The organism is Allomesorhizobium camelthorni (assembly GCF_011045125.1).
GTDB lineage: Bacteria > Pseudomonadota > Alphaproteobacteria > Rhizobiales > Rhizobiaceae > Allomesorhizobium > Allomesorhizobium camelthorni.
On the sequence record NZ_JAAKZF010000005.1, the window covers coordinates 103,947 to 121,319 of the forward strand.

The 17,373-nt window shown below is 65.0% G+C and carries 20 protein-coding genes; 10 read left to right on the top strand and 10 right to left on the bottom strand.

Annotated elements, in window-relative coordinates:
• Positions 1–30 precede the first annotated feature (30 nt).
• From G6N73_RS06780 to G6N73_RS06795, 4 genes are all read left to right on the top strand, one after another.
• Positions 31–780 (top strand): F0F1 ATP synthase subunit A, encoded by a 750-nt coding sequence (locus tag G6N73_RS06780; protein ID WP_165025107.1) that lies wholly within the window; start codon positions 31–33, stop codon positions 778–780.
• A gap of 73 nt (positions 781–853) precedes the next feature.
• Complete coding sequence (locus G6N73_RS06785; RefSeq protein ID WP_165025109.1) at positions 854–1,078, top strand: F0F1 ATP synthase subunit C; 225 nt, start codon at positions 854–856, stop codon at positions 1,076–1,078.
• 67 nt (positions 1,079–1,145) lie between these two features.
• The gene (locus tag G6N73_RS06790; RefSeq protein ID WP_165025112.1) at positions 1,146–1,721 is read left to right on the top strand and encodes a F0F1 ATP synthase subunit B; all 576 of its coding nucleotides are present in this window, start codon (positions 1,146–1,148) and stop codon (positions 1,719–1,721) included.
• Positions 1,722–1,730: 9 nt separating this feature from the next.
• A complete protein-coding gene (locus G6N73_RS06795) occupies positions 1,731–2,210 on the top strand; it encodes a F0F1 ATP synthase subunit B (protein WP_165025115.1) in 480 nt (159 codons plus the stop codon).
• A 52-nt stretch (positions 2,211–2,262) separates the two neighbouring features.
• Here the strand turns inward: G6N73_RS06795 and G6N73_RS06800 are convergent, their stop codons facing one another.
• Together G6N73_RS06800 and G6N73_RS06805 are read right to left on the bottom strand one after the other, a co-directional pair.
• Positions 2,263–2,961 carry a ribonuclease HII gene (locus G6N73_RS06800; protein WP_165025118.1) on the bottom strand — a complete coding sequence of 233 codons (699 nt, stop codon included), beginning with the start codon at positions 2,959–2,961 and terminating at the stop codon, positions 2,263–2,265.
• Between the two features lie 137 nt (positions 2,962–3,098).
• Positions 3,099–4,253 (bottom strand): PA0069 family radical SAM protein, encoded by a 1,155-nt coding sequence (locus G6N73_RS06805; RefSeq protein ID WP_165025352.1) that lies wholly within the window; start codon positions 4,251–4,253, stop codon positions 3,099–3,101.
• Positions 4,254–4,400: 147 nt separating this feature from the next.
• Here G6N73_RS06805 and G6N73_RS06810 point away from each other — a divergent pair, with 147 nt between their 5' ends.
• Together G6N73_RS06810 and G6N73_RS06815 are read left to right on the top strand one after the other, a co-directional pair.
• Entirely contained in the window at positions 4,401–4,838 is a 438-nt protein-coding gene (locus G6N73_RS06810) for a VOC family protein (protein WP_165025121.1), read from the top strand.
• 54 nt (positions 4,839–4,892) lie between these two features.
• A complete protein-coding gene (locus tag G6N73_RS06815) occupies positions 4,893–5,399 on the top strand; it encodes a glycosyltransferase (RefSeq protein WP_165025124.1) in 507 nt (168 codons plus the stop codon).
• Between the two features lie 6 nt (positions 5,400–5,405).
• Here the strand turns inward: G6N73_RS06815 and moaB are convergent, their stop codons facing one another.
• The 7 genes from moaB to G6N73_RS06855 all read right to left on the bottom strand — a co-directional run bounded on the left by moaB (position 5,406) and on the right by G6N73_RS06855 (position 9,571).
• Positions 5,406–5,954: a molybdenum cofactor biosynthesis protein B gene (gene moaB / locus G6N73_RS06820; RefSeq protein WP_165025126.1), complete on the bottom strand. Its 549-nt coding sequence runs from the start codon at positions 5,952–5,954 to the stop codon at positions 5,406–5,408.
• Entirely contained in the window at positions 5,941–7,035 is a 1,095-nt protein-coding gene (locus G6N73_RS36755) for a 4-(cytidine 5'-diphospho)-2-C-methyl-D-erythritol kinase (RefSeq protein ID WP_343044562.1), read from the bottom strand. Before G6N73_RS36755 ends, moaB begins: the two co-directional genes overlap by 14 nt.
• A gap of 1 nt (position 7,036) precedes the next feature.
• Positions 7,037–7,222 (bottom strand): NfeD family protein, encoded by a 186-nt coding sequence (locus G6N73_RS06835; RefSeq protein ID WP_165025128.1) that lies wholly within the window; start codon positions 7,220–7,222, stop codon positions 7,037–7,039.
• Positions 7,223–7,297: 75 nt separating this feature from the next.
• Positions 7,298–8,134 (bottom strand): S49 family peptidase, encoded by an 837-nt coding sequence (locus G6N73_RS06840; protein ID WP_246251730.1) that lies wholly within the window; start codon positions 8,132–8,134, stop codon positions 7,298–7,300.
• Between the two features lie 109 nt (positions 8,135–8,243).
• Positions 8,244–9,011 (bottom strand): methyltransferase, encoded by a 768-nt coding sequence (locus tag G6N73_RS06845; protein ID WP_165025134.1) that lies wholly within the window; start codon positions 9,009–9,011, stop codon positions 8,244–8,246.
• Between the two features lie 5 nt (positions 9,012–9,016).
• Complete coding sequence (locus G6N73_RS06850; RefSeq protein WP_165025136.1) at positions 9,017–9,241, bottom strand: putative signal transducing protein; 225 nt, start codon at positions 9,239–9,241, stop codon at positions 9,017–9,019.
• A gap of 42 nt (positions 9,242–9,283) precedes the next feature.
• Positions 9,284–9,571 carry a DUF6958 family protein gene (locus G6N73_RS06855; protein ID WP_165025139.1) on the bottom strand — a complete coding sequence of 96 codons (288 nt, stop codon included), beginning with the start codon at positions 9,569–9,571 and terminating at the stop codon, positions 9,284–9,286.
• A 165-nt stretch (positions 9,572–9,736) separates the two neighbouring features.
• Here G6N73_RS06855 and G6N73_RS06860 point away from each other — a divergent pair, with 165 nt between their 5' ends.
• The 3 genes from G6N73_RS06860 to G6N73_RS06870 all read left to right on the top strand — a co-directional run bounded on the left by G6N73_RS06860 (position 9,737) and on the right by G6N73_RS06870 (position 14,204).
• The gene (locus tag G6N73_RS06860) at positions 9,737–10,753 is read left to right on the top strand and encodes a polyprenyl synthetase family protein (RefSeq protein WP_165025142.1); all 1,017 of its coding nucleotides are present in this window, start codon (positions 9,737–9,739) and stop codon (positions 10,751–10,753) included.
• A gap of 175 nt (positions 10,754–10,928) precedes the next feature.
• A complete protein-coding gene (locus G6N73_RS06865; protein ID WP_165025145.1) occupies positions 10,929–12,932 on the top strand; it encodes a tetratricopeptide repeat protein in 2,004 nt (667 codons plus the stop codon).
• A 351-nt stretch (positions 12,933–13,283) separates the two neighbouring features.
• Complete coding sequence (locus tag G6N73_RS06870) at positions 13,284–14,204, top strand: glycine--tRNA ligase subunit alpha (RefSeq protein WP_165025358.1); 921 nt, start codon at positions 13,284–13,286, stop codon at positions 14,202–14,204.
• A gap of 1 nt (position 14,205) precedes the next feature.
• On the opposite strand, the gene G6N73_RS06875 is transcribed toward G6N73_RS06870, so the two are convergent.
• Positions 14,206–14,400 carry a hypothetical protein gene (locus G6N73_RS06875; protein WP_165025148.1) on the bottom strand — a complete coding sequence of 65 codons (195 nt, stop codon included), beginning with the start codon at positions 14,398–14,400 and terminating at the stop codon, positions 14,206–14,208.
• 258 nt (positions 14,401–14,658) lie between these two features.
• Here G6N73_RS06875 and G6N73_RS06880 point away from each other — a divergent pair, with 258 nt between their 5' ends.
• Positions 14,659–17,373, top strand: coding sequence for a glycine--tRNA ligase subunit beta (locus tag G6N73_RS06880; RefSeq protein ID WP_165025150.1), 2,715 nt, complete (start codon positions 14,659–14,661; stop codon positions 17,371–17,373).

A 17,373-nucleotide genomic window follows, 5' to 3' on the forward strand; every position in this document is an offset into this window, starting at 1 on the left:
TGCGGGCGCGTCTTGCCGAGGGGGCCCGAATTGGCCAACGATCCGATCCATCAGTTTCAAATCGCGAAATGGATTCCGATCGAGATCGGCGGGCTCGATTTCTCGTTCACCAATTCGTCGGCCTTCATGGTCGCGACCGTCGGCGCCGCCGGCGCGTTTCTGTTCCTGACGACGTCGAGCCGCGGCCTCATTCCAAGCCGCCTGCAGTCGGTATCGGAAATGTCATACGAGTTTGTGGCCTCGATGCTGCGGGATGCGGCCGGCTCGCAGGGGATGAAGTTCTTCCCCTTCGTGTTCTCGCTGTTCATGTTCGTCCTGGTCGCCAACCTGCTCGGATTGTTCCCCTATTTCTTCACTGTAACCAGCCACATCATCGTCACCTTCGCGCTGGCGCTGCTGGTGATCGGCACGGTCGTGGTCTATGGCTTCATGAAGCACGGTCTGGCCTTCCTGAAACTGTTCGTGCCGCAGGGCGTGCCCGCGGTTCTGGCACCGCTGGTGGTGCTGATCGAGGTGATCTCGTTCCTGTCGCGGCCGATCAGCCTTTCGGTGCGTCTGTTCGCCAACATGCTGGCGGGCCACATCACGCTGAAAGTGTTCGCCGGCTTCGTGACCTCGCTGAGCGCGCTGGGCTTCGTCGGCGTCGCCGGCTCGATCCTGCCGCTCCTGATGACCGTCGCCATCACCGGCCTCGAAGTTCTGGTGGCCTTCCTGCAGGCCTATGTGTTTGCAGTCCTGACGTCGATGTACATCAACGACGCCATCCATCCGGGCCACTGACGACAATTTCGCCGGCGGATTTCCCGCCATCCTGAAGATTTCAACCGAACTTAGATCCACAAGGAGTTGGACAATGGAAGCAGAAGCAGCAAAGGCAATCGGCGCGGGCATCGCCTGCCTCGGCATGGGTGGCGCGGGCATCGGCCTGGGCACGATTTTCGGCAACTACCTGGCGGGCGCGCTGCGCAACCCGTCGGCTGCCGACGGCCAGTTCGGCCGCCTGATCTTCGGCTTCGCGGTGACGGAAGCTCTGGGCATCTTCTCGCTCCTCGTCGCCCTGCTGCTGCTCTTCACGTAAGAGCAGGCCGCCTGCCTAAAATGCTTCCGGCCGCGCTGTGCGGCCGGGTGACCGACAGGGGACTGAAATGTTTGTGACACCGGGATACGCGCAGGAAACAACTGCTCCCGCGTTGGACGAAGCCCATACCGTGGAAGACGAAGCCCATGGCGGCGGCGCGTTTCCGCCATTCGATTCGTCGACCTTTCCCTCGCAGCTCCTGTGGCTGGCGATCACTTTCGGCCTTTTCTACCTATTCCTGAAGAGGGTGGTGCTGCCGCGCGTCGGTGGCATCCTCGAGGTGCGGCGTGATCGCATCGCGCAGGATCTCGACCAGGCCGCCCGCATGAAAAGCGAGGCGGACGCCGCGGTCGCGGCCTACGAGCAGGAACTGGCCGAGGCGCGGGCCAAGTCCAACGCCATCGCCCAGCAAGCCCGCGACAAGGCCAAGGCCGACGCCGACGCCGAGCGCCGGACGGTCGAGGCGACGCTTGAAAACAAGCTCGCCGAAGCCGAGGCCCGTATCGCATCGATCAAGGCATCGGCGATGAAGGAAGTCGGTGCCATCGCCGAGCAGACCGCCGCGACGATCGTTCAGGAGCTGGTCGGCGCCAAGGTTGACAAAGCCGATGTCGCCGCCGCGGTGACCGCGGCGCGGAAATAGGAGCGGGCCATGGACGCAACATTCTGGGCCTTCGTCGCCCTAGTCATTTTCATCGGCATCGCCGTCTACATGAAGGTGCCGGGCATGCTCGGCAAGTCGCTCGACGATCGCGCCGAGCGTATCCGGGCCGAACTCGAGGAAGCTCGCCGCCTGCGCGAGGAGGCTCAGCAATTGCTGGCCGAATACCAGCGCAAGCGCAAGGAAGCCGAGAGGGAAGCCGCCGACATTCTCGACGCCGCCAAGCGCGAGGCCGGCCAGTTGGTCTCTGAAGCGCAGCAGAAGACGGAGGACTACGTCGCCCGCCGCACCGCGCTCGCCGAGCAGAAGATCGGCCAGGCCGAACGCGAGGCAGTCCAGGAAGTGCGCGCCAGCGCCGTCGATATCGCGGTCGAGGCCGCGCGCGCGCTGCTCGCCCGCAAGGTCGATTCGGCGGCTGCAACGAAGCTTTTCGAGACTTCGGTTCGCGACGTGAAGTCGAAACTGAACTGAGTTTTCAGCCTGTCATTCGATGAAAAAAGCCGCCGCATCCCCGCGGCTTTTTTCATGCCTCCTCGATCAGGCTTTCGTTGATTTCGATCAGGCCTTCTTCGACGAGACGGAACGGTGCGAAGCTGGCGCGGTGCAGCCGGGGCACCGCGCCGTGCGTACCGATTGCGGCGCGGTGGCGCTCCGTCGCGTAGCCCATATGGCTGTCGAAGCCGTAATGGATGTGGGTTTGGGCGCAGCCCGCCATCATGCGGTCGCGCATGACCTTGGCGACGATCGACGCCGCCGCGATCGACTGCGAGCGCTGGTCGCCCTTGATCAGCGCCCGGCAACTGCAGGGCAGGCCGGGCGGTATGTCGCGGCCGTCGGCCAGCGCATGGCGCGGTTCGATCGGCAGGCCGGTCAGCGCGCGGCGCATCGCCTCCAGGCTTGCCCGCAATATGTTGATGCGATCGATGCCGTCGGCGCTGACCGACGCCATCGAGACGCCGAGCGCGGTCGAGACGATTTCGGCGAACAGCTCTTCGCGCCGCGCCGCCGTCAGACGCTTGGAATCATCCAGGCCATCAGGAATTTTAGCAGGATTGAGGATCACCGCGGCCGCGACTACCGGCCCCGCGAGCGGCCCCCGTCCGGCCTCGTCGAGGCCGGCGACCGGCCACAGACCCTCCCTCTTCGCCTTCCTTTCGAAAGAGAAGTCGGGCCGCTCGATGATCTCGAAGAGGAGCGGAGAATCGGAACGCGATTGAGCCATTGTGCGGCAATGCTCGCATCGGTTCCGATTCTCCGCAAGGCCTTCCCGGCCATTGGGGCGGGGCGGGGAAGGCGCCGTCGGGCTGCGGGGAAAGCCGGACGGATTCTTTCAACGCGCAACCGGGCGCGAAGTTCTCTTCAGAGCAGCATGAGCTGCTCGTGGCGCTTTTCGGCTGCGACGAAAAGATCCGTGCGCAGCGGCGTCTTTTCGACGTTGAGGCCGAGCCGGCGCGCCGCGATCTCGAAGCGCCGTCCGATCTGCCAGGCGTAAGGGCCGCTGCCCTTCATGCGCTTGCCCCACTCCGAATCGTAGTCCTTGCCGTCGCGCATCGAGCGCACCAGCGACATGACGTGCCGGTAGCGGTCGGGATAATGGCGAAGCAGCCAATCCTTGAAGATCGGGCTGACCTCGAGCGGCAGCCTGAGGATGACATAGCCCGCCTCGCGCGCCCCGGCATTGCGCGCCGAGTCCAGAATGCGCTCGATCTCCGGATCGGTCAGGCCGGGGATGATGGGCGCGACCATCACGGATGCCGGGATGCCGGCATCGCTGAGCTGGCGGATGGCTTCGAGCCGCCTCGTCGGCGTCGCCGCGCGCGGCTCCATCGTGCGGGCCAGCATACGGTCCAGCGTCGTCACCGACAGCGCCACCTTGGCGAGGCCCTTCTCGGCCATACGCGACAATATGTCGATGTCGCGCATCACCAGCGCCGATTTGGTGACGATGCCAACCGGATGGTTGCGGGCCTCCAGCACCTCCAGCACTTCGCGCATGATGCGGTACTGCTTCTCGATCGGCTGGTAGGGGTCGGTGTTGGTGCCGATGGCGATGGTGCGGGCCTGATAGCCTTCCTTCGACAGCTCCTTGTCTAGCAGTTTGGCCGCGTCGGGCTTGGCGAACAGCTTCGATTCGAAGTCGAGCCCCGGCGACATGCCCATGAAGCTGTGGGTCGGCCGAGCGAAGCAATAGACGCAGCCATGCTCGCAGCCGCGATAAGGATTGATCGAGCGGTCGAAGGAGATGTCCGGCGACTGGTTGCGGGTGATGATGGTGCGCGGCTTTTCGATCTGCACCTCGGTCTTGAAGGGCGGCAGCTCGTCGATCGAGTTCCAGCCGTCGTCGAAGACGTGGCGGGTCACCGGCTCGAAACGGCCGCTCGGGTTGATGCCGGCGGCACGGCCGCGATTGCGGTCGGGCGGGACCCGAACGCCGCTCTGCTCGATCATCGCATTCGCCATCTCTGCCCTTCCAGCCCCGAAGGCGGCAATATCGGCGCGCACGATCTGTTCCATCTTCGCCCTTTCCCAAGGCATTTCCGCCGGTCTGCGAATCGCTGTTCTCATGAAACTATTCCTATGTTCCGAAAGAGAACAAATCAAGAACTTTTCGCCGATCTGCGTTGGGGTGGTAGGCTCACATGGCTGTCGAGGATCTGGACGATGCCTGGAAATGGGCCGGAAGAGCCGCGGGGCAGGCCGCCATTTGCCCTGGAGGGGATCGATCACATCCTGTTGCTGGTCGACGGGATGGAAGCCGCCTGTGCCTTTTATCAGGAGGTCATCGGCTGCACATTCGAGGAGGCCCTGCCGGAATTCGGAATGGCGCAGTTGCGTGTCGGGAACGCTCTGATCAATCTGGTCGACATCTCGGCGCCGGAGGGCTCATGGGCGGTGCCCGGCGTCGCAGGCGGGCGTAATATGGATCATTTCTGCATAGCTATCGGCCGGCACGACGAAGCGGCGCTGCGAAGCCATCTTGCCGCTCACGGGATCGAAATCATCGAGGAGTCGTTCCACGCGGGGGCGCGGGGCGACAGCCTTTCGCTCTATGTGCGCGATCCATCGGGCAATGTCATCGAGCTCAAGGGGCCGCCATAGCGGGATCGCGGCCGCAACTGGCGCGCTGGCCGGCTTTAGGCTATTCGGCTGGCGATGCTGACCGTCCTGATTGAAACGCACAACTCCGAAGAAGCGCTGGCGCGGACGCTGGCTTCGCTGATAGGTGCGGCCGTCGAGGGCGTGGTGCGCGAGGTGATCGTCTGCGACCGCGGCTCGACCGACAACACGAACAAGGTCGCCGACCAGGCCGGTTGCCATTATCTGGCCGAGGGCGGCATCGCAGCGGGCGTCAGGCAGGCCAAAGGCGACTGGCTGCTTCTCATCGAACCCGGCGCGCGGCTGGTCGAGGGCTGGACCGAGGAGGTGCTGGAATATGCCGGCCGCATGACCGGCCCGGCGCGGTTTTCACGCGCCCGCGCCGATCGGGCGCCGTTCCTGGCGCGGGTGTTTTCGGCGCGCCGCGCGCTGGCCGAGGGGCTGGTGGTCAGCAAGAAGCAGGCCGCGGCGTTGTGCAAATCAGCCGGCAGCGCTGAAGCGCTGGCGCGCGGGCTGGCGACAAAGCGGCTGGCGGCGGAGATCCGCATCGCGCCGCCTGTGTGAGGCTTCTCAGCCGCCACCCCGCTTCAGGTGCTCATCCAGCCTCGGCATGATTTCCACGAAGTTGCAGGGCATGTGGCGGTAGTCGAACTGCGGTTTCAGAATGCCGTCCCAGGCGTCCTTGCAGGCACCGGGCGAGCCCGGCAGCACGAAGACGAAGGTGGCGTTGACGACGCCGCCTGTCGCTCGGCTCTGGACGGTCGAGGTGCCGATCTTGTCGTAGGAGATGCGATGAAAAACTTCCGAAAAGCCGTCCATGCGCTTTTCGAAGATCGGCTCCAATGCGTCGGGCGTCACGTCGCGGCCGGTGAAGCCGGTGCCGCCGGTGGTGATCACCACGTCGATCTTTTCATCCCTTGACCAGGCGAGCACGGTGTCGCGGATCTTTTCCCGGTCGTCGGTGACGATGGCGCGATCGGCAAGAACATGGCCGGCTTCGGTGATACGGTCGGCGAGCGTCTGGCCGGATTTGTCGTCCGCCAGCGTGCGCGTGTCCGACACGGTGAGCACGGCGATGCGGACTGGAATGAAGGGGCGGGTCTCGTCAAGCCGCGTCATCGGCAGGATCCTTCGAGGCGATGCTTTCGGTGGCGACCACCCACCATCCGGGCTGGCGCGCCTGGATTTCGGCGGCCGCGCGGGCGGCCTCGCCGCTGGTTTCGAACAGTCCGAAGCAGGTGGCGCCCGAACCGGACATGCGGGCAAAGCCCGCGCCGGCGGATGTCAGCGCTTCGAGGGACTGGGCGATGGCGGGGGCGATGGAGACGGCCGGAGCTTGCAGGTCATTGCGGGTGGAGGCGAGCCAGCGGCAAATGTCGCCAAATGCAAGTTGCCCCTCATCCTTGACGAGCGGCAGCGGCGGCAATCCTGGATTTTCCCGTGATGTCAGCGCCGAGAACACCTCGGGCGTTGACACCGGGACGCCCGGATTGACCAGCACCATCGCCAGCGCCGGGAAGCCCGCGGCTGGCTCTATCTGCTCGCCGATTCCACGCGCGATGAGCGGCTTGGTGTAAAGGCACATCGGCACGTCGGCGCCGAGGTCGCGACCGATTTTGGCAAGCTGTTCCGAGGTGAGCCCGAACCTGCATAGCCTGTTCAGCGCAGTCAGCGTCGCCGCCGCGTCGCTCGACCCGCCGCCGATGCCGGAAGCGACGGGCAGGTGCTTCGTGAGATGTATCGATACCGGCTGTTGTTTGCGGCCGCTTGTCCGACCCCCCTCTGTCCTGCCGGACATCTCCCCCTCAAGGGGGGAGATTGGCAGTTTCGGCGCAACCGCTATTCCTGCGACGCTGGCGATTGGCGAAAGACATGCGGCCGGCTCAATCTCCCCCCTTGAGGGGGAGATGTCCGGCAGGACAGAGGGGGGTACCATGGCGAGTAGGTGCGCCCGTCGCAACATATCCCTCGCGCGCACCACTAGATTACCGCCGTCGAGCGGGATCTCGGCGCCGAACGGGCCGCTGGTCGAAAAGGAATCCTCGGACGCGGCGGCGACCGTCACCCGATCGCCGTGCCTGGTGAAGACCGCCAGGCTTTCGATCAGGTGAAAACCGTCCGGCCGGTGGCCGGTGACATGCAGAGCGAGATTGATCTTGGCCGGCGCGTGCTCGGCCAGTGATGATGCGCTGAGGTCCACGTCAGTCCTTGGCGAGGCGGTATTCGCCCGTTTCCGGGTCGCGGACCAGCGTGCCATGCGCGCCGCTGGCCGTCTCATTTTCCTGCCGGCGCACCTTGGCGGTGACCCGCTCCGCCTCGCGGATGAAGGAGCGATAGCCGAAATACGCAACCACGCCGATCAGGGCGAAAAAAATAAGCTGCGGCATGTTTTACTCCTCCCTCATGGCTCCGGCGCTGCCGGTTGGGTTGGCCGCCCGACAATAGCCGGCTTTGCGGCATTCTCAAAGGCCGAAGCGACCCCACAGCGCGCGCTCGTCGGCGGCTTCGATCAGGCCGGCCGCGGCGGCGCCCGCAATGTCGGGCGCGGAAAACCCGCCGCCCGACGATCCGAACAGGCCGAGCTTGCGCCCGAACAGCCCGCGCGGCGGCGTGATAAGCTTGAGCTGCGCCTTTGCCCCATAGCGGTCCTTGAGCACGGTGCGCATGTCGCCCAGCGCGTCGACCAGCCCAAGCGAGAGGCCCTTCTTGCCGGTCCAGAACAAGCCGGTGAAGAGGTCCGGGTCGTCCTTGAGCTTGCCGCCGCGGCGCTCCTTGACCATGTCGATGAAGGTTTCGTGCACTTCGAGCTGCAGCGCCTTCAGCCGCTCGACGTCTTCCTTCTTTTCCGGCTTGAACGGGTCGAGCAATGCCTTGTTCTGGCCGGCTGTATAGACGCGGCGCTCGACGCCGATCTTCTTCATCATTTCGGTGAAGCCGAAGGAGGCCGACACCACGCCGATCGAGCCGACGATGGAAGAGGGGTCGGCGATGATCTCGTCGCCCGCGACCGCGATCATGTAGCCGCCGGAGGCGGCGACATCCTCGACGAACACCAGAACATCCTTGTTCTTCTCGGCCGCGAGGTCGCGGATGCGCTTGTAGATAAGGCGCGACTGCACTGGCGAGCCGCCGGGCGAGTTGATGGAGAGGGCGACCACCGGGGCGTCGGGATAGGAAAACGCCTTTTCCAGAACGCCCGCCGTGGAGGCGAGCGACAGCGTCGGCCGGAACTGGCCGCCGCCGGCCATGATGGTGCCGTGCAGGCGCACGACCGGGATCGTCACCACGCCCGGCCGCATCGACTTCGGAAGCAGGCGCCTCAAAAATTGTTTCACAGGCAGGGATCTCCGATATGTCTTGCTTCGCATGTAGGAATTCGCCGGAAAACCGCAATCCCGTCTGCTTGTGTCAGTCTCCGAAAAGCGAAGCCTGGCCGGCATTGATTGCCTCGGCGCGCTCGGAAAAGCCGTTGCCGGCAATCTCGTGCAGGATAAGCGGCGGCATCAGCGACGGCCCGCCGCGCGCCCCGCGCACCGCGCGAAGCACGATACGGATCGCCGGCGCGTCCGGACGGGCGTGCACCGGAACGATCTGCGCGGTGCCGAAACGCCCGGCGAGCGCGGCGAGTATGGGCGCGAGCGACACCGGCCGGGCGACGATGGCGACCCCGCCGCGCGGCCTGACGATCGCCGCGGCGGTCCGGAGCCAGGTTTTGAACAGCCCGTCCTCCATGACATGCGCTTGCCGCTTGAGATCATCGGGCGTGGCGCGGTCGATCTCCGCGTTGAAAGGCGGGTTCATTATGGCGAAATCGAAGGAATTGTCGGCAAGCCCGGCAACAGTGCGAGCCTTGCCGGTGAGCGCGACATCGGCCTCCAGCACCGTGACGCGGCCGCGAAGCCGTGCATTTTCGGGAAGGTCGAGGCTTTGGCGGGCATAGCCGGCCATGACCGGGGAGTTTTCGACGAGAACAACGCTCGCCGCCGGGCAGCGCGAAGCGACGGCGAAGCCGGCGGCCCCTGCGCCAGCGCCGAGATCGGCGAGCCTGCCGGCAAAGCCGGATGGCACGGCGGCGGCGAGCGCCAGCGCGTCCATGCCGGCGCGGTGGCCGCCGCGCGCGGGCTGCACGAGGAAAAAACCGCCGCGATGGAAGGCGTCGATCGTCTGGGCGGACACGGAAGCTAGCTTTCGCGCATCTCGTTGCCGATGCCGGCGTCGGTGAGCAGGCGGCGCGCGGCCGCCAAATCGTCGTCGGTCACCATGACGCGGCGCGGCAGGATGCCGATCGAGCCGTCCAGCACGCTCATATTCTGGTCGGCGACGAAGCATCCGATGCCGGCGTCGCGCAGCAGCGATTCGACGAAGGAGATGATGACGGCGTCGTTGGTGCGGATGAGCTCGATCATGCGCGGAAGTTCGCAGGTCGCTGCCGTGATGTAAACCGGCCGTCACGCCTTGTGCAGGCGAAGCGGCTTTGTCTTTTCGCGCTTGATGAGGCCTTTCGCTTCGAGGTCGAGCTGGACCGCCTTCATCCACCACCCCGCTTTGGCGCCGCCTGGGTAAAGTTCCTCGGGCAGGTGGGGCGGAACCGCGCGTTGAACCTCGCCGACGGTCATCCCCGGCATGTTTGGCGGAATCACCGTCAGGATCGCGCGCTTCATGGCCTCGTACATGGCGGCGTCGACACGCTCGACCTTGCCCGGATGGTTCACGTTCTCGATTTCGATCTTCGTCATGGCTGAGGCTCCCTGGCTCGAATCGGATACTCCCGATCCTGCCATAGGACGCACCGCGTTAGCCGTTTCCGACAACGCGCCTAAATTTCTGCGCCAATTCGCCACTTGCCGGACACACCATCGCCGCCCTAAATCAGGCCCGGTTCCAAGACGGGAGTGCTGGCCGTGGGTGTCGTTCTCAATCTCGAAAACGGGAAGCGCGGATCAGCGTCGATCAAGGAACTGATCGGCCTCACTGCGGCCGATATGGGCAGGGTCAACGAGCTGATCCTGTCCAAGGCCGGCTCCGACGTCGAGATGATCCCCGAAATCGCCAACCACCTGATCTCGTCGGGCGGCAAGCGCCTGCGCCCGATGGTGACGCTCGCCGCCGCCCAGATGTTCGGCTATTCCGGCGACGGCCATGTGAAGCTCGCGACCAGCGTCGAGTTCATGCACACGGCGACGCTTCTGCATGACGATGTCGTCGACGAAAGCGGCATGCGGCGCGGCAAGAAGACGGCGCGCATGATCTGGGGCAACCAGGCGAGCGTTCTGGTCGGCGATTTCCTGCTCGGCCAGGCGTTCCGCATGATGGTCGATGTCGGCTCGCTCGACGCACTGGATATCCTGTCCACCGCCGCTTCGATCATCGCCGAGGGCGAGGTGATGCAGCTTGCCGCCGCCAAGAACCTCGAAACCACCGAGGACGAGCACTTTGCCGTGATCAAGGCCAAGACCGCCGCGCTGTTTTCGGCGGCTGCCGAAGTCGGGCCGGTGATCGCCGCCGCCTCGCGCACCGACCGCGCCGCATTGCGCTCCTACGGCATGAATCTCGGCCTCGCCTTCCAGCTGATCGACGACGCGCTCGACTATGGCGGCAATTCCAAGGAACTGGGCAAGAATGTCGGCGACGATTTCCGGGAGGGCAAGGTGACCCTGCCGGTGATCCTGGCCTATCGCCGCGGCACGGCTGTAGAGCGCGAGTTCTGGAAGCGCGCCATCGAAACCGACGCGGCGGACGACGCGGCGCTGGAAAAGGCGATCGGCTTGATGACGCGCCACGGCGCGATAGCCGACACGATCGGGCGTGCCCGCCATTTCGGCGAGATCGCCCGCGACGCGCTCGCCCCGCTCGACGCCACGCCGCAGAAGGCCGCACTGGTCGATGTGATCGACTTCTGCATCAGCCGCGTCGGTTGAAGGCGTCCGGCGGCATCCGGCAGAGCCACGTCCGATGTCATGGAGTTGCCAGAAAACCTCGTGACCGGATTGTGAAGCGCGCGGCATTGAATGGTGACCGTAAAAAGGCCATGCTTTTGCGCTTCACGATGTGACAAAGGTTCGCCAGGAAGGCGGCGTGGCGGGAAGGATAGTAATGCGGCAACGACGTTTGAGCTGGCTTGCGGGTGTTTCTGCACTGGCGGGTTTGATGATTGCAGGGCTGCCGGCCGAGGCCAGGCAGACGGCTGAACCCGTTGAAATCGGCTCGTTTACCGGCGCTTACCTTGCCGCCCGCGTGGCCGAAGTCGACAACGACCTGGACAGCGCGATCGCCTATTACAAGCAGGCGCTGGCGTTCGACCCCCAAAACCAGCAGCTTCAGCAAAGCCTGATGCTTGCGCTGATCGCGCAGGGGCGATTCGACGAATCGCTGCCCTATGCCGAAAAGCTGAAGGCGGTTCCCGACATCGAGCGGTTCTCGCGCGTGGCGCTCGCCGTCGACGCGTTCCGCAAGAAGGATTACACGGCTGCCGAGACCTGGCTGAAGCTCGCGGTCGAATCCGACCTCGACAGGCTGATCACCGCCGTCATGACGGCCTGGGCGAAATCCGGCGCCGGCGACAGCGCCGAGGCGCTTGCCACCCTCGACAAGGTCGAGGGCCCGGAATGGTACGCTCTGTTCAAGACCTATCACCGCGCGCTGATCGCCGAGACCGCCGGAATGACCGGCGAAGCTGAGAAAGCCTACCAGGCCGCGTTCGACAATGTCTCGGCCGGGGGCGCCGCGCCCGAAACCTGGATCCGCGTGGCCGAGGCTTATGCGGGATTCCTGGCCCAGCGCGGCGACAAGGACAAGGCGATCGAGGTGCTCGACAAGGCGGAGGAGTTCTCCACCGGCCGGGTGCCGCTGGTGGCGCTGCGCGAAAAGATCGAAAAGGGCCAGCCGGTCTCGCGGCTTGTCGCCGATCCGGCCGACGGCGCCAGCGAAATCCTGCTCAATCTCGGCGCCGCGCTCAATCGCGGCGGCGGCGAGCCCTTCGTGCGGCTCTATCTGCAATACGCGCTTGCGCTGAAACCCGACAGCGACATCGTGCTTCTGCAACTCGCGGCGGTGGCCGAACAGCAGGATCAGGCGGAGGAAGCGATCGCGCTCTATGGGCGCATTCCCGCGGACTCGCCGATCAAGCGCGCCGCCGAACTGCAGCTTGGCCTGAACCTCGCCGATCTCGACCGGCACGACGAGGCGATCGTCCATTTGAAGGCGCTGCTCGACGCCAATCCCGACGACATGCGCGCCTATCTGGCGCTGGGCGGCGTCTATGCCTCCAAGGAGGACTACCGCTCCGCGGCTGAAGTCTACGACCGCGCCGTTGCCCGCCTGAAGGAGCCGGCAGAAGCCAACTGGAACATCTTCTACCAGCGCGGCATCGCCTATGAGCGGCTGAAGGAATGGCCCAAGGCCGAGCCGAACTTCCGCAAGGCGCTGGAGCTTTTCCCGGACCAGCCCCAGGTCATGAACTATCTCGGCTATTCCTGGGTCGACATGAACATGAACCTGGAAGAAGGCCTGGACCTGATCCGCAAGGCCGTCGATCTGCGGCCGAGCGACGGCTACATCGTCGACTCGCTCGGCTGGGCCTATTACCGTCTTGGCCGCTTCGAGGAAGCGGTGGTCGAGCTCGAGCGCGCCGTGTCGCTGAAGCCGGACGATCCGGTGTTGAACGACCATCTCGGCGACGCGTACTGGCGGGTCGGGCGCAGACTGGAGGCCACCTTCCAGTGGAGCCATGCGCGCGACATGGAGCCGGAGCCCGACGTGCTGACCAGCGTGCAGAAGAAGCTCACCGCGGGCCTGCCGCCGGTGGAGGGCAAGACCGCGCAGGATGCGCCGCCGGTGAAGCCGGCGCCCGTCGAGGCCAAGCCCGCGCCCGCCGCCGACCCGGACAAGAAGAGCGAGGCGGCGCCGGTCGAGACGCTGGCCGCCACGCCCGCCGCCTACAAGGTGCTGCCGGGGCAGTCGCTATGGTCGATCGCCGACGACGTGCTCGGCAATGGCGGCCGCTACATCGAGATCCTCAATCTCAACCCGCAGCTGCGGGGCGACCCGGGCCGGCTGGTGCCGGGCCAGGAACTGGTGCTGCCGGGACCGGCGAACTGACGATTGGGGCTTTTGCGGTGCGTCCTTCGAGGCTCACCCGCGGAGAGTAGCGCCAATTTCCGATCGTTCGTGGGGGCTCGCACCTCAGGATGAGGACGGTTGGCGCACCCCTGAGCCTGAGCTGCGGCATCGAAAAGCGTGACATAAAGTCCGGTTGGCGCCAGCGTCCCTCATCCTGAGGTGCGAGCCCCCTAAAGCGTCGCAAGGCGTGAAACGAAGTCCGGCGGGCGAGCCTCGAAGGACGCACCCGTGCCCACTCACCACCTGGGCTGACTTGACCGTCCTGATAGGCCGCACTAGAGCCTTGGCGGTTCCGATCACAGAGGCCCGCCCGTGACCTTGCCTGCCCACATGCATCCCAGCCGCTCGTTTCAGGGGCTGATCCTGACGCTCCACAATTACTGGGCCGATTATGGCTGCGTGGTGTTGCAGCCCTACGACATGGAGGTCGGCGCCGGCACCTTCCACCCGGCCACCACGCTGCGCGCGCTCGGCCCGAAACCGTGGCGCGCTGCCTATGTGCAGCCGTCGCGCCGGCCCAAGGACGGTCGCTACGGCGAGAACCCGAACCGGCTGCAGCATTATTACCAATACCAGGTGATCCTGAAGCCGAACCCGCCGGACCTGCAGGAGCTCTATCTCGGCTCGCTGGCGGCCATCGGCATCGACCCGCTCACCCACGACATCCGCTTCGTCGAGGACGATTGGGAAAGCCCGACGCTCGGCGCCTGGGGGCTCGGCTGGGAATGTTGGTGCGACGGCATGGAAGTGTCGCAGTTCACCTATTTCCAGCAGGTCTGCGGCATCGAATGCGCGCCGGTGGCCGGCGAGCTCACCTACGGGCTGGAGCGGCTGGCCATGTATGTGCAGGGCGTCGACAATGTCTACGACCTTAACTTCAACGGCCGCGAGGGTGCGGATAAAGTCACTTATGGCGACGTCTTCCTGCAGGCCGAGCAGGAATATTCCAGGCACAATTTCGAACACGCCGACACGGCGATCCTGCTGCGGCATTTCGACGACGCCGAGGCGGAATGCCAGGCGTTGTTGAAGGCGGGGGCGCCAGCGGCAAACGACAATCTGGCGCTCCACCGCTTGGTCTTCCCCGCCTACGACCAGTGCATCAAGGCGAGCCACGTCTTCAACCTGCTCGACGCGCGCGGCGTGATCTCGGTGACCGAACGGCAGAGCTATATTTTGAGGGTCCGCAATCTGGCCAAGGCGTGCGGCGAAGCGTTCCTGCAGACGGAGGCCGGCGGGCTGGCTGCCTGAATCAGGCGGCGGCCACCCCGGCCAGGGTAGTGCCGGCCACTGTGAACTCCGGAAACCTGATCTGGCTGGCGGAGCCCGCCATCGTCTGAAGCGCCTTGCGCACGCCGGGCATTCGCACCTCATCCGATCCGCCGAGACATGCCGCCAGGCAGGCGCTGAGCGCGAGAGACTGGAGAAGGGTCGAGGCTGTTTTCATGGTCGTTGTCCGAGACGTTCAGTGTCGATCGTTCTGTGTTCCGGGTCGGCGAAATGGTTCACACACAGGCCGCAGATTTCCCGGTCTGAGCGTTGGTCGCTTCAGCGCAGCATTCGGTTCATGGAAATCTGCCCCAAGGACGAACGGGCCCGCCGCGCCCCGACAGGCGGGCGGATGATTTTTGCGAAGCGCTGCGAAGGGTGACAGCGCGCGGCCGACTTGCTATGCCCGCGCGAACCTTTTCCTAGAGACCGAACGATGCCCGATCTGCTGTTAGAATTACGATCCGAAGAAATTCCGGCCCGCATGCAGCGCAAGGCGGCCGGCGATCTCAGGAAGATGGTGACCGACGGTCTGGTCGAGGCCGGGCTGACCTATGACGCCGCCCGCGAATATTTTACGCCGCGCCGGCTGACGCTAGACGTGCGCGGCCTGACCGCGCGCTCGAAGGATGTGCGCGAGGAGAAGAAGGGCCCGAGCACCAAGGCGCCGGAGCAGGCGATCGCCGGCTTCCTGCGCTCGGCGGGGCTCGACGACATCAGCCAGGCGCATGTGCATTCCGACCCGAAGAAGGGCGATTTCTACGTCGCGCATATCGTCAAGCCGGGCAGGGCGGCGGAGGAGATCATCGCCGAGCTGATCCCCGAGATCATCCGCGACTTCCCGTGGCCGAAATCGATGCGCTGGGGCGCGGCGTCGGCAAAGCCCGGCTCGCTGCGCTGGGTGCGGCCGCTACAGTCGATCGTCTGCACCTTCGGCCCCGAGACCGAGGAGCCGGTGGTCGTCGATTTCGAGGTCGACGGCATCCGCGCCGGCAACGTCACCTACGGCCACCGTTTCCATGCGCCGGATGCGATCACGGTGCGCCGCTTCGCCGATTATGTGGCCAAGCTCGAGGCGGCGAAGGTCGTGCTCGACGCCGACCGCCGCAAGGAGATCATCCTTTCCGACGCGCGGAACCTTGCCTTCGCCAACGGGCTGGAGCTCATCGAGGACGAAGGACTGCTGGAGGAGGTGGCCGGGCTGGTCGAATGGCCGGTGGTGCTGATGGGCGAGTTCGAGCAGGAGTTCCTCGACATCCCGGCCGAAGTGATCCGGCTGACGATCCGGGCCAATCAGAAGTGTTTCGTGACGCGCAGTCTTTCCTCCCCCCTTGCGGGGGAGATGCCCGGCAGGGCAGAGGGGGGCGCTGTCCCGCCAACATCTCAGCTTCCGGCCAGTTCTGACCGCCACGGTTCGCACTTTACGTTGCCCCCCTCTGTCCTTCCGGGCATCTCCCCCTCAAGGGGGGAGATCAGCCAACCGCCCCTCTCCAACCGCTTCATCCTCACCGCCAATATCGAGGCGAGTGACGGCGGCAAGGAGATCGCGTACGGCAATGGCAAGGTGGTGCGCGCCAGGCTTTCGGACGCGCTGTATTTCTGGAAGACCGACCAGTCGGACCTGCCCGACCTCGACCAACTGAATGCCTCCGCCGAAAAATTCGGGCTCGACCTCAAAAAGCCGCTCGACCAGCGCATGGCGCGGCTCGACCATCTCGGCGTGACCTTCCACGCCAAGCTCGGCACGCAAGGCGAGCGGGTGGAGCGCATCGCGCGGCTGGCCGAAGAGATTGCGCCGATCGTGGCGCGGAGCGTTGGCGATCAGCCAATCTCCCCCCTTGAGGGGGAGATGCCCGGCAGGGCAGAGGGGGGTCGGTTATCGGATAATCGCGACGGACCCCCCTCTGGGCTGCCGCCCATCTCCCCCTCAAGGGGGGAGATTGCACACCTCGCCCGCCGCGCTTCCGTTCTGGCCAAAGCCGACCTGACCACGGAAGTGGTGGGCGAGTTCCCCGAGCTGCAGGGCGCGATGGGCCGTAAATACGCGGCTCTCCAGAGCGAGCATCCGTCGGTAGCCGCCGCGATCGAGGAGCACTACAAGCCGCAGGGCCCGTCGGACCGCGTGCCGACCGACCCGGTTTCCGTTGCCGTGGCGCTGGCCGACAAGCTCGACATGCTGGTCGGTTTCTGGGCGATTGACGAGAAGCCGACTGGTTCGAAGGACCCGTATGCGCTTAGGAGGGCGGCGCTTGGGGTGATCCGGATCGTCGTGGAGAATGGAGTGCGCGTTAGGATTTTGGAACGAGCGGTCAATCCGCTTCGCTTTTCGCGAATACACGCCAATGTCGCGGAGCAGCGACAGCTAAGCCATTTAGAAGCGTCCCAAAATCCGAAGAGTACCATCCGACTGTTAGATCTTGCAGCTGAGGCTACAGAGATCGGCAATAGATTTCGATTTGGCGCAAAAATCCAACGCGACGAATACCCTGTTCTTTCCGACCTCCTCTCCTTCTTCCACGATCGTCTGAAGGTCTATCTCCGCGATCAGGGTGCGCGGCACGATCTGATCGATGCCGTGCTGGCGGGTGGAGGAAGCGCGCCGGTAATCTCCCCCCTTGAGGGGGAGATGTCGGCTAAGCCGACAGAGGGGGGTCGGAACATCGTCGAGGCACCCCCCTCTGCCCTGCCGGGCATCTCCCCCTCAAGGGGGGAGATTGGCCAATCTTCAAACGACGACCTGCTCATGATCGTGCGCCGCGTCGAAGCCTTGTCCACCTTCCTCGAAACCGAGGACGGGAAAAACCTGCTGGCCGGGACCAAGCGCGCGGTAAACATTCTGTCGATCGAGAGCAAGAAGGGCACGCTCATCGCCGAGGCCGTCGATCCGGCGCTTTTGCGCGAGGATGCGGAAAAAGCGCTGTTCGCCGCGGTGAACCAGGCCGAGAGCCAGGCCGCCCAAGCGATTCAGAATGAAGACTTTTCCGCCGCCATGCGCGCGCTTAGCGCATTGCGTGAACCGGTTGATTCATTCTTTGAACGCGTTCTCGTGAATGATGAGGATATCGCCATCCGCGCCAACCGGCTGGCGCTGCTCGCCCGCATCCGCGCGGCGACAGGTCAGGTCGCGGATTTCTCGAAAATCGCGGGGTAG

Bases quoted from the DNA above. Each gene is read 5' to 3' on its own strand.
- G6N73_RS06785 (WP_165025109.1), top strand. From the start codon at position 854: ATGGAAGCAGAAGCAGCAAAGGCAATCGGCGCGGGCATCGCCTGCCTC.
- G6N73_RS06870 (WP_165025358.1), top strand. From the start codon at position 13,284: ATGCATCCCAGCCGCTCGTTTCAGGGGCTGATCCTGACGCTCCACAAT.
- G6N73_RS06805 (WP_165025352.1), bottom strand. From the start codon at position 4,253: ATGGAACAGATCGTGCGCGCCGATATTGCCGCCTTCGGGGCTGGAAGG.
- G6N73_RS06865 (WP_165025145.1), top strand. From the start codon at position 10,929: ATGCGGCAACGACGTTTGAGCTGGCTTGCGGGTGTTTCTGCACTGGCG.
- G6N73_RS06800 (WP_165025118.1), bottom strand. From the start codon at position 2,961: ATGGCTCAATCGCGTTCCGATTCTCCGCTCCTCTTCGAGATCATCGAG.
- G6N73_RS06875 (WP_165025148.1), bottom strand. From the start codon at position 14,400: ATGAAAACAGCCTCGACCCTTCTCCAGTCTCTCGCGCTCAGCGCCTGC.
- G6N73_RS06835 (WP_165025128.1), bottom strand. From the start codon at position 7,222: ATGCCGCAGCTTATTTTTTTCGCCCTGATCGGCGTGGTTGCGTATTTC.
- G6N73_RS06790 (WP_165025112.1), top strand. From the start codon at position 1,146: ATGTTTGTGACACCGGGATACGCGCAGGAAACAACTGCTCCCGCGTTG.
- G6N73_RS06855 (WP_165025139.1), bottom strand. From the start codon at position 9,571: ATGACGAAGATCGAAATCGAGAACGTGAACCATCCGGGCAAGGTCGAG.
- G6N73_RS06815 (WP_165025124.1), top strand. From the start codon at position 4,893: ATGCTGACCGTCCTGATTGAAACGCACAACTCCGAAGAAGCGCTGGCG.
- G6N73_RS06850 (WP_165025136.1), bottom strand. From the start codon at position 9,241: ATGATCGAGCTCATCCGCACCAACGACGCCGTCATCATCTCCTTCGTC.
- G6N73_RS06880 (WP_165025150.1), top strand. From the start codon at position 14,659: ATGCCCGATCTGCTGTTAGAATTACGATCCGAAGAAATTCCGGCCCGC.
- G6N73_RS06795 (WP_165025115.1), top strand. From the start codon at position 1,731: ATGGACGCAACATTCTGGGCCTTCGTCGCCCTAGTCATTTTCATCGGC.
- G6N73_RS06840 (WP_246251730.1), bottom strand. From the start codon at position 8,134: ATGCGGCCGGGCGTGGTGACGATCCCGGTCGTGCGCCTGCACGGCACC.
- moaB (WP_165025126.1), bottom strand. From the start codon at position 5,954: ATGACGCGGCTTGACGAGACCCGCCCCTTCATTCCAGTCCGCATCGCC.
- G6N73_RS06810 (WP_165025121.1), top strand. From the start codon at position 4,401: ATGCCTGGAAATGGGCCGGAAGAGCCGCGGGGCAGGCCGCCATTTGCC.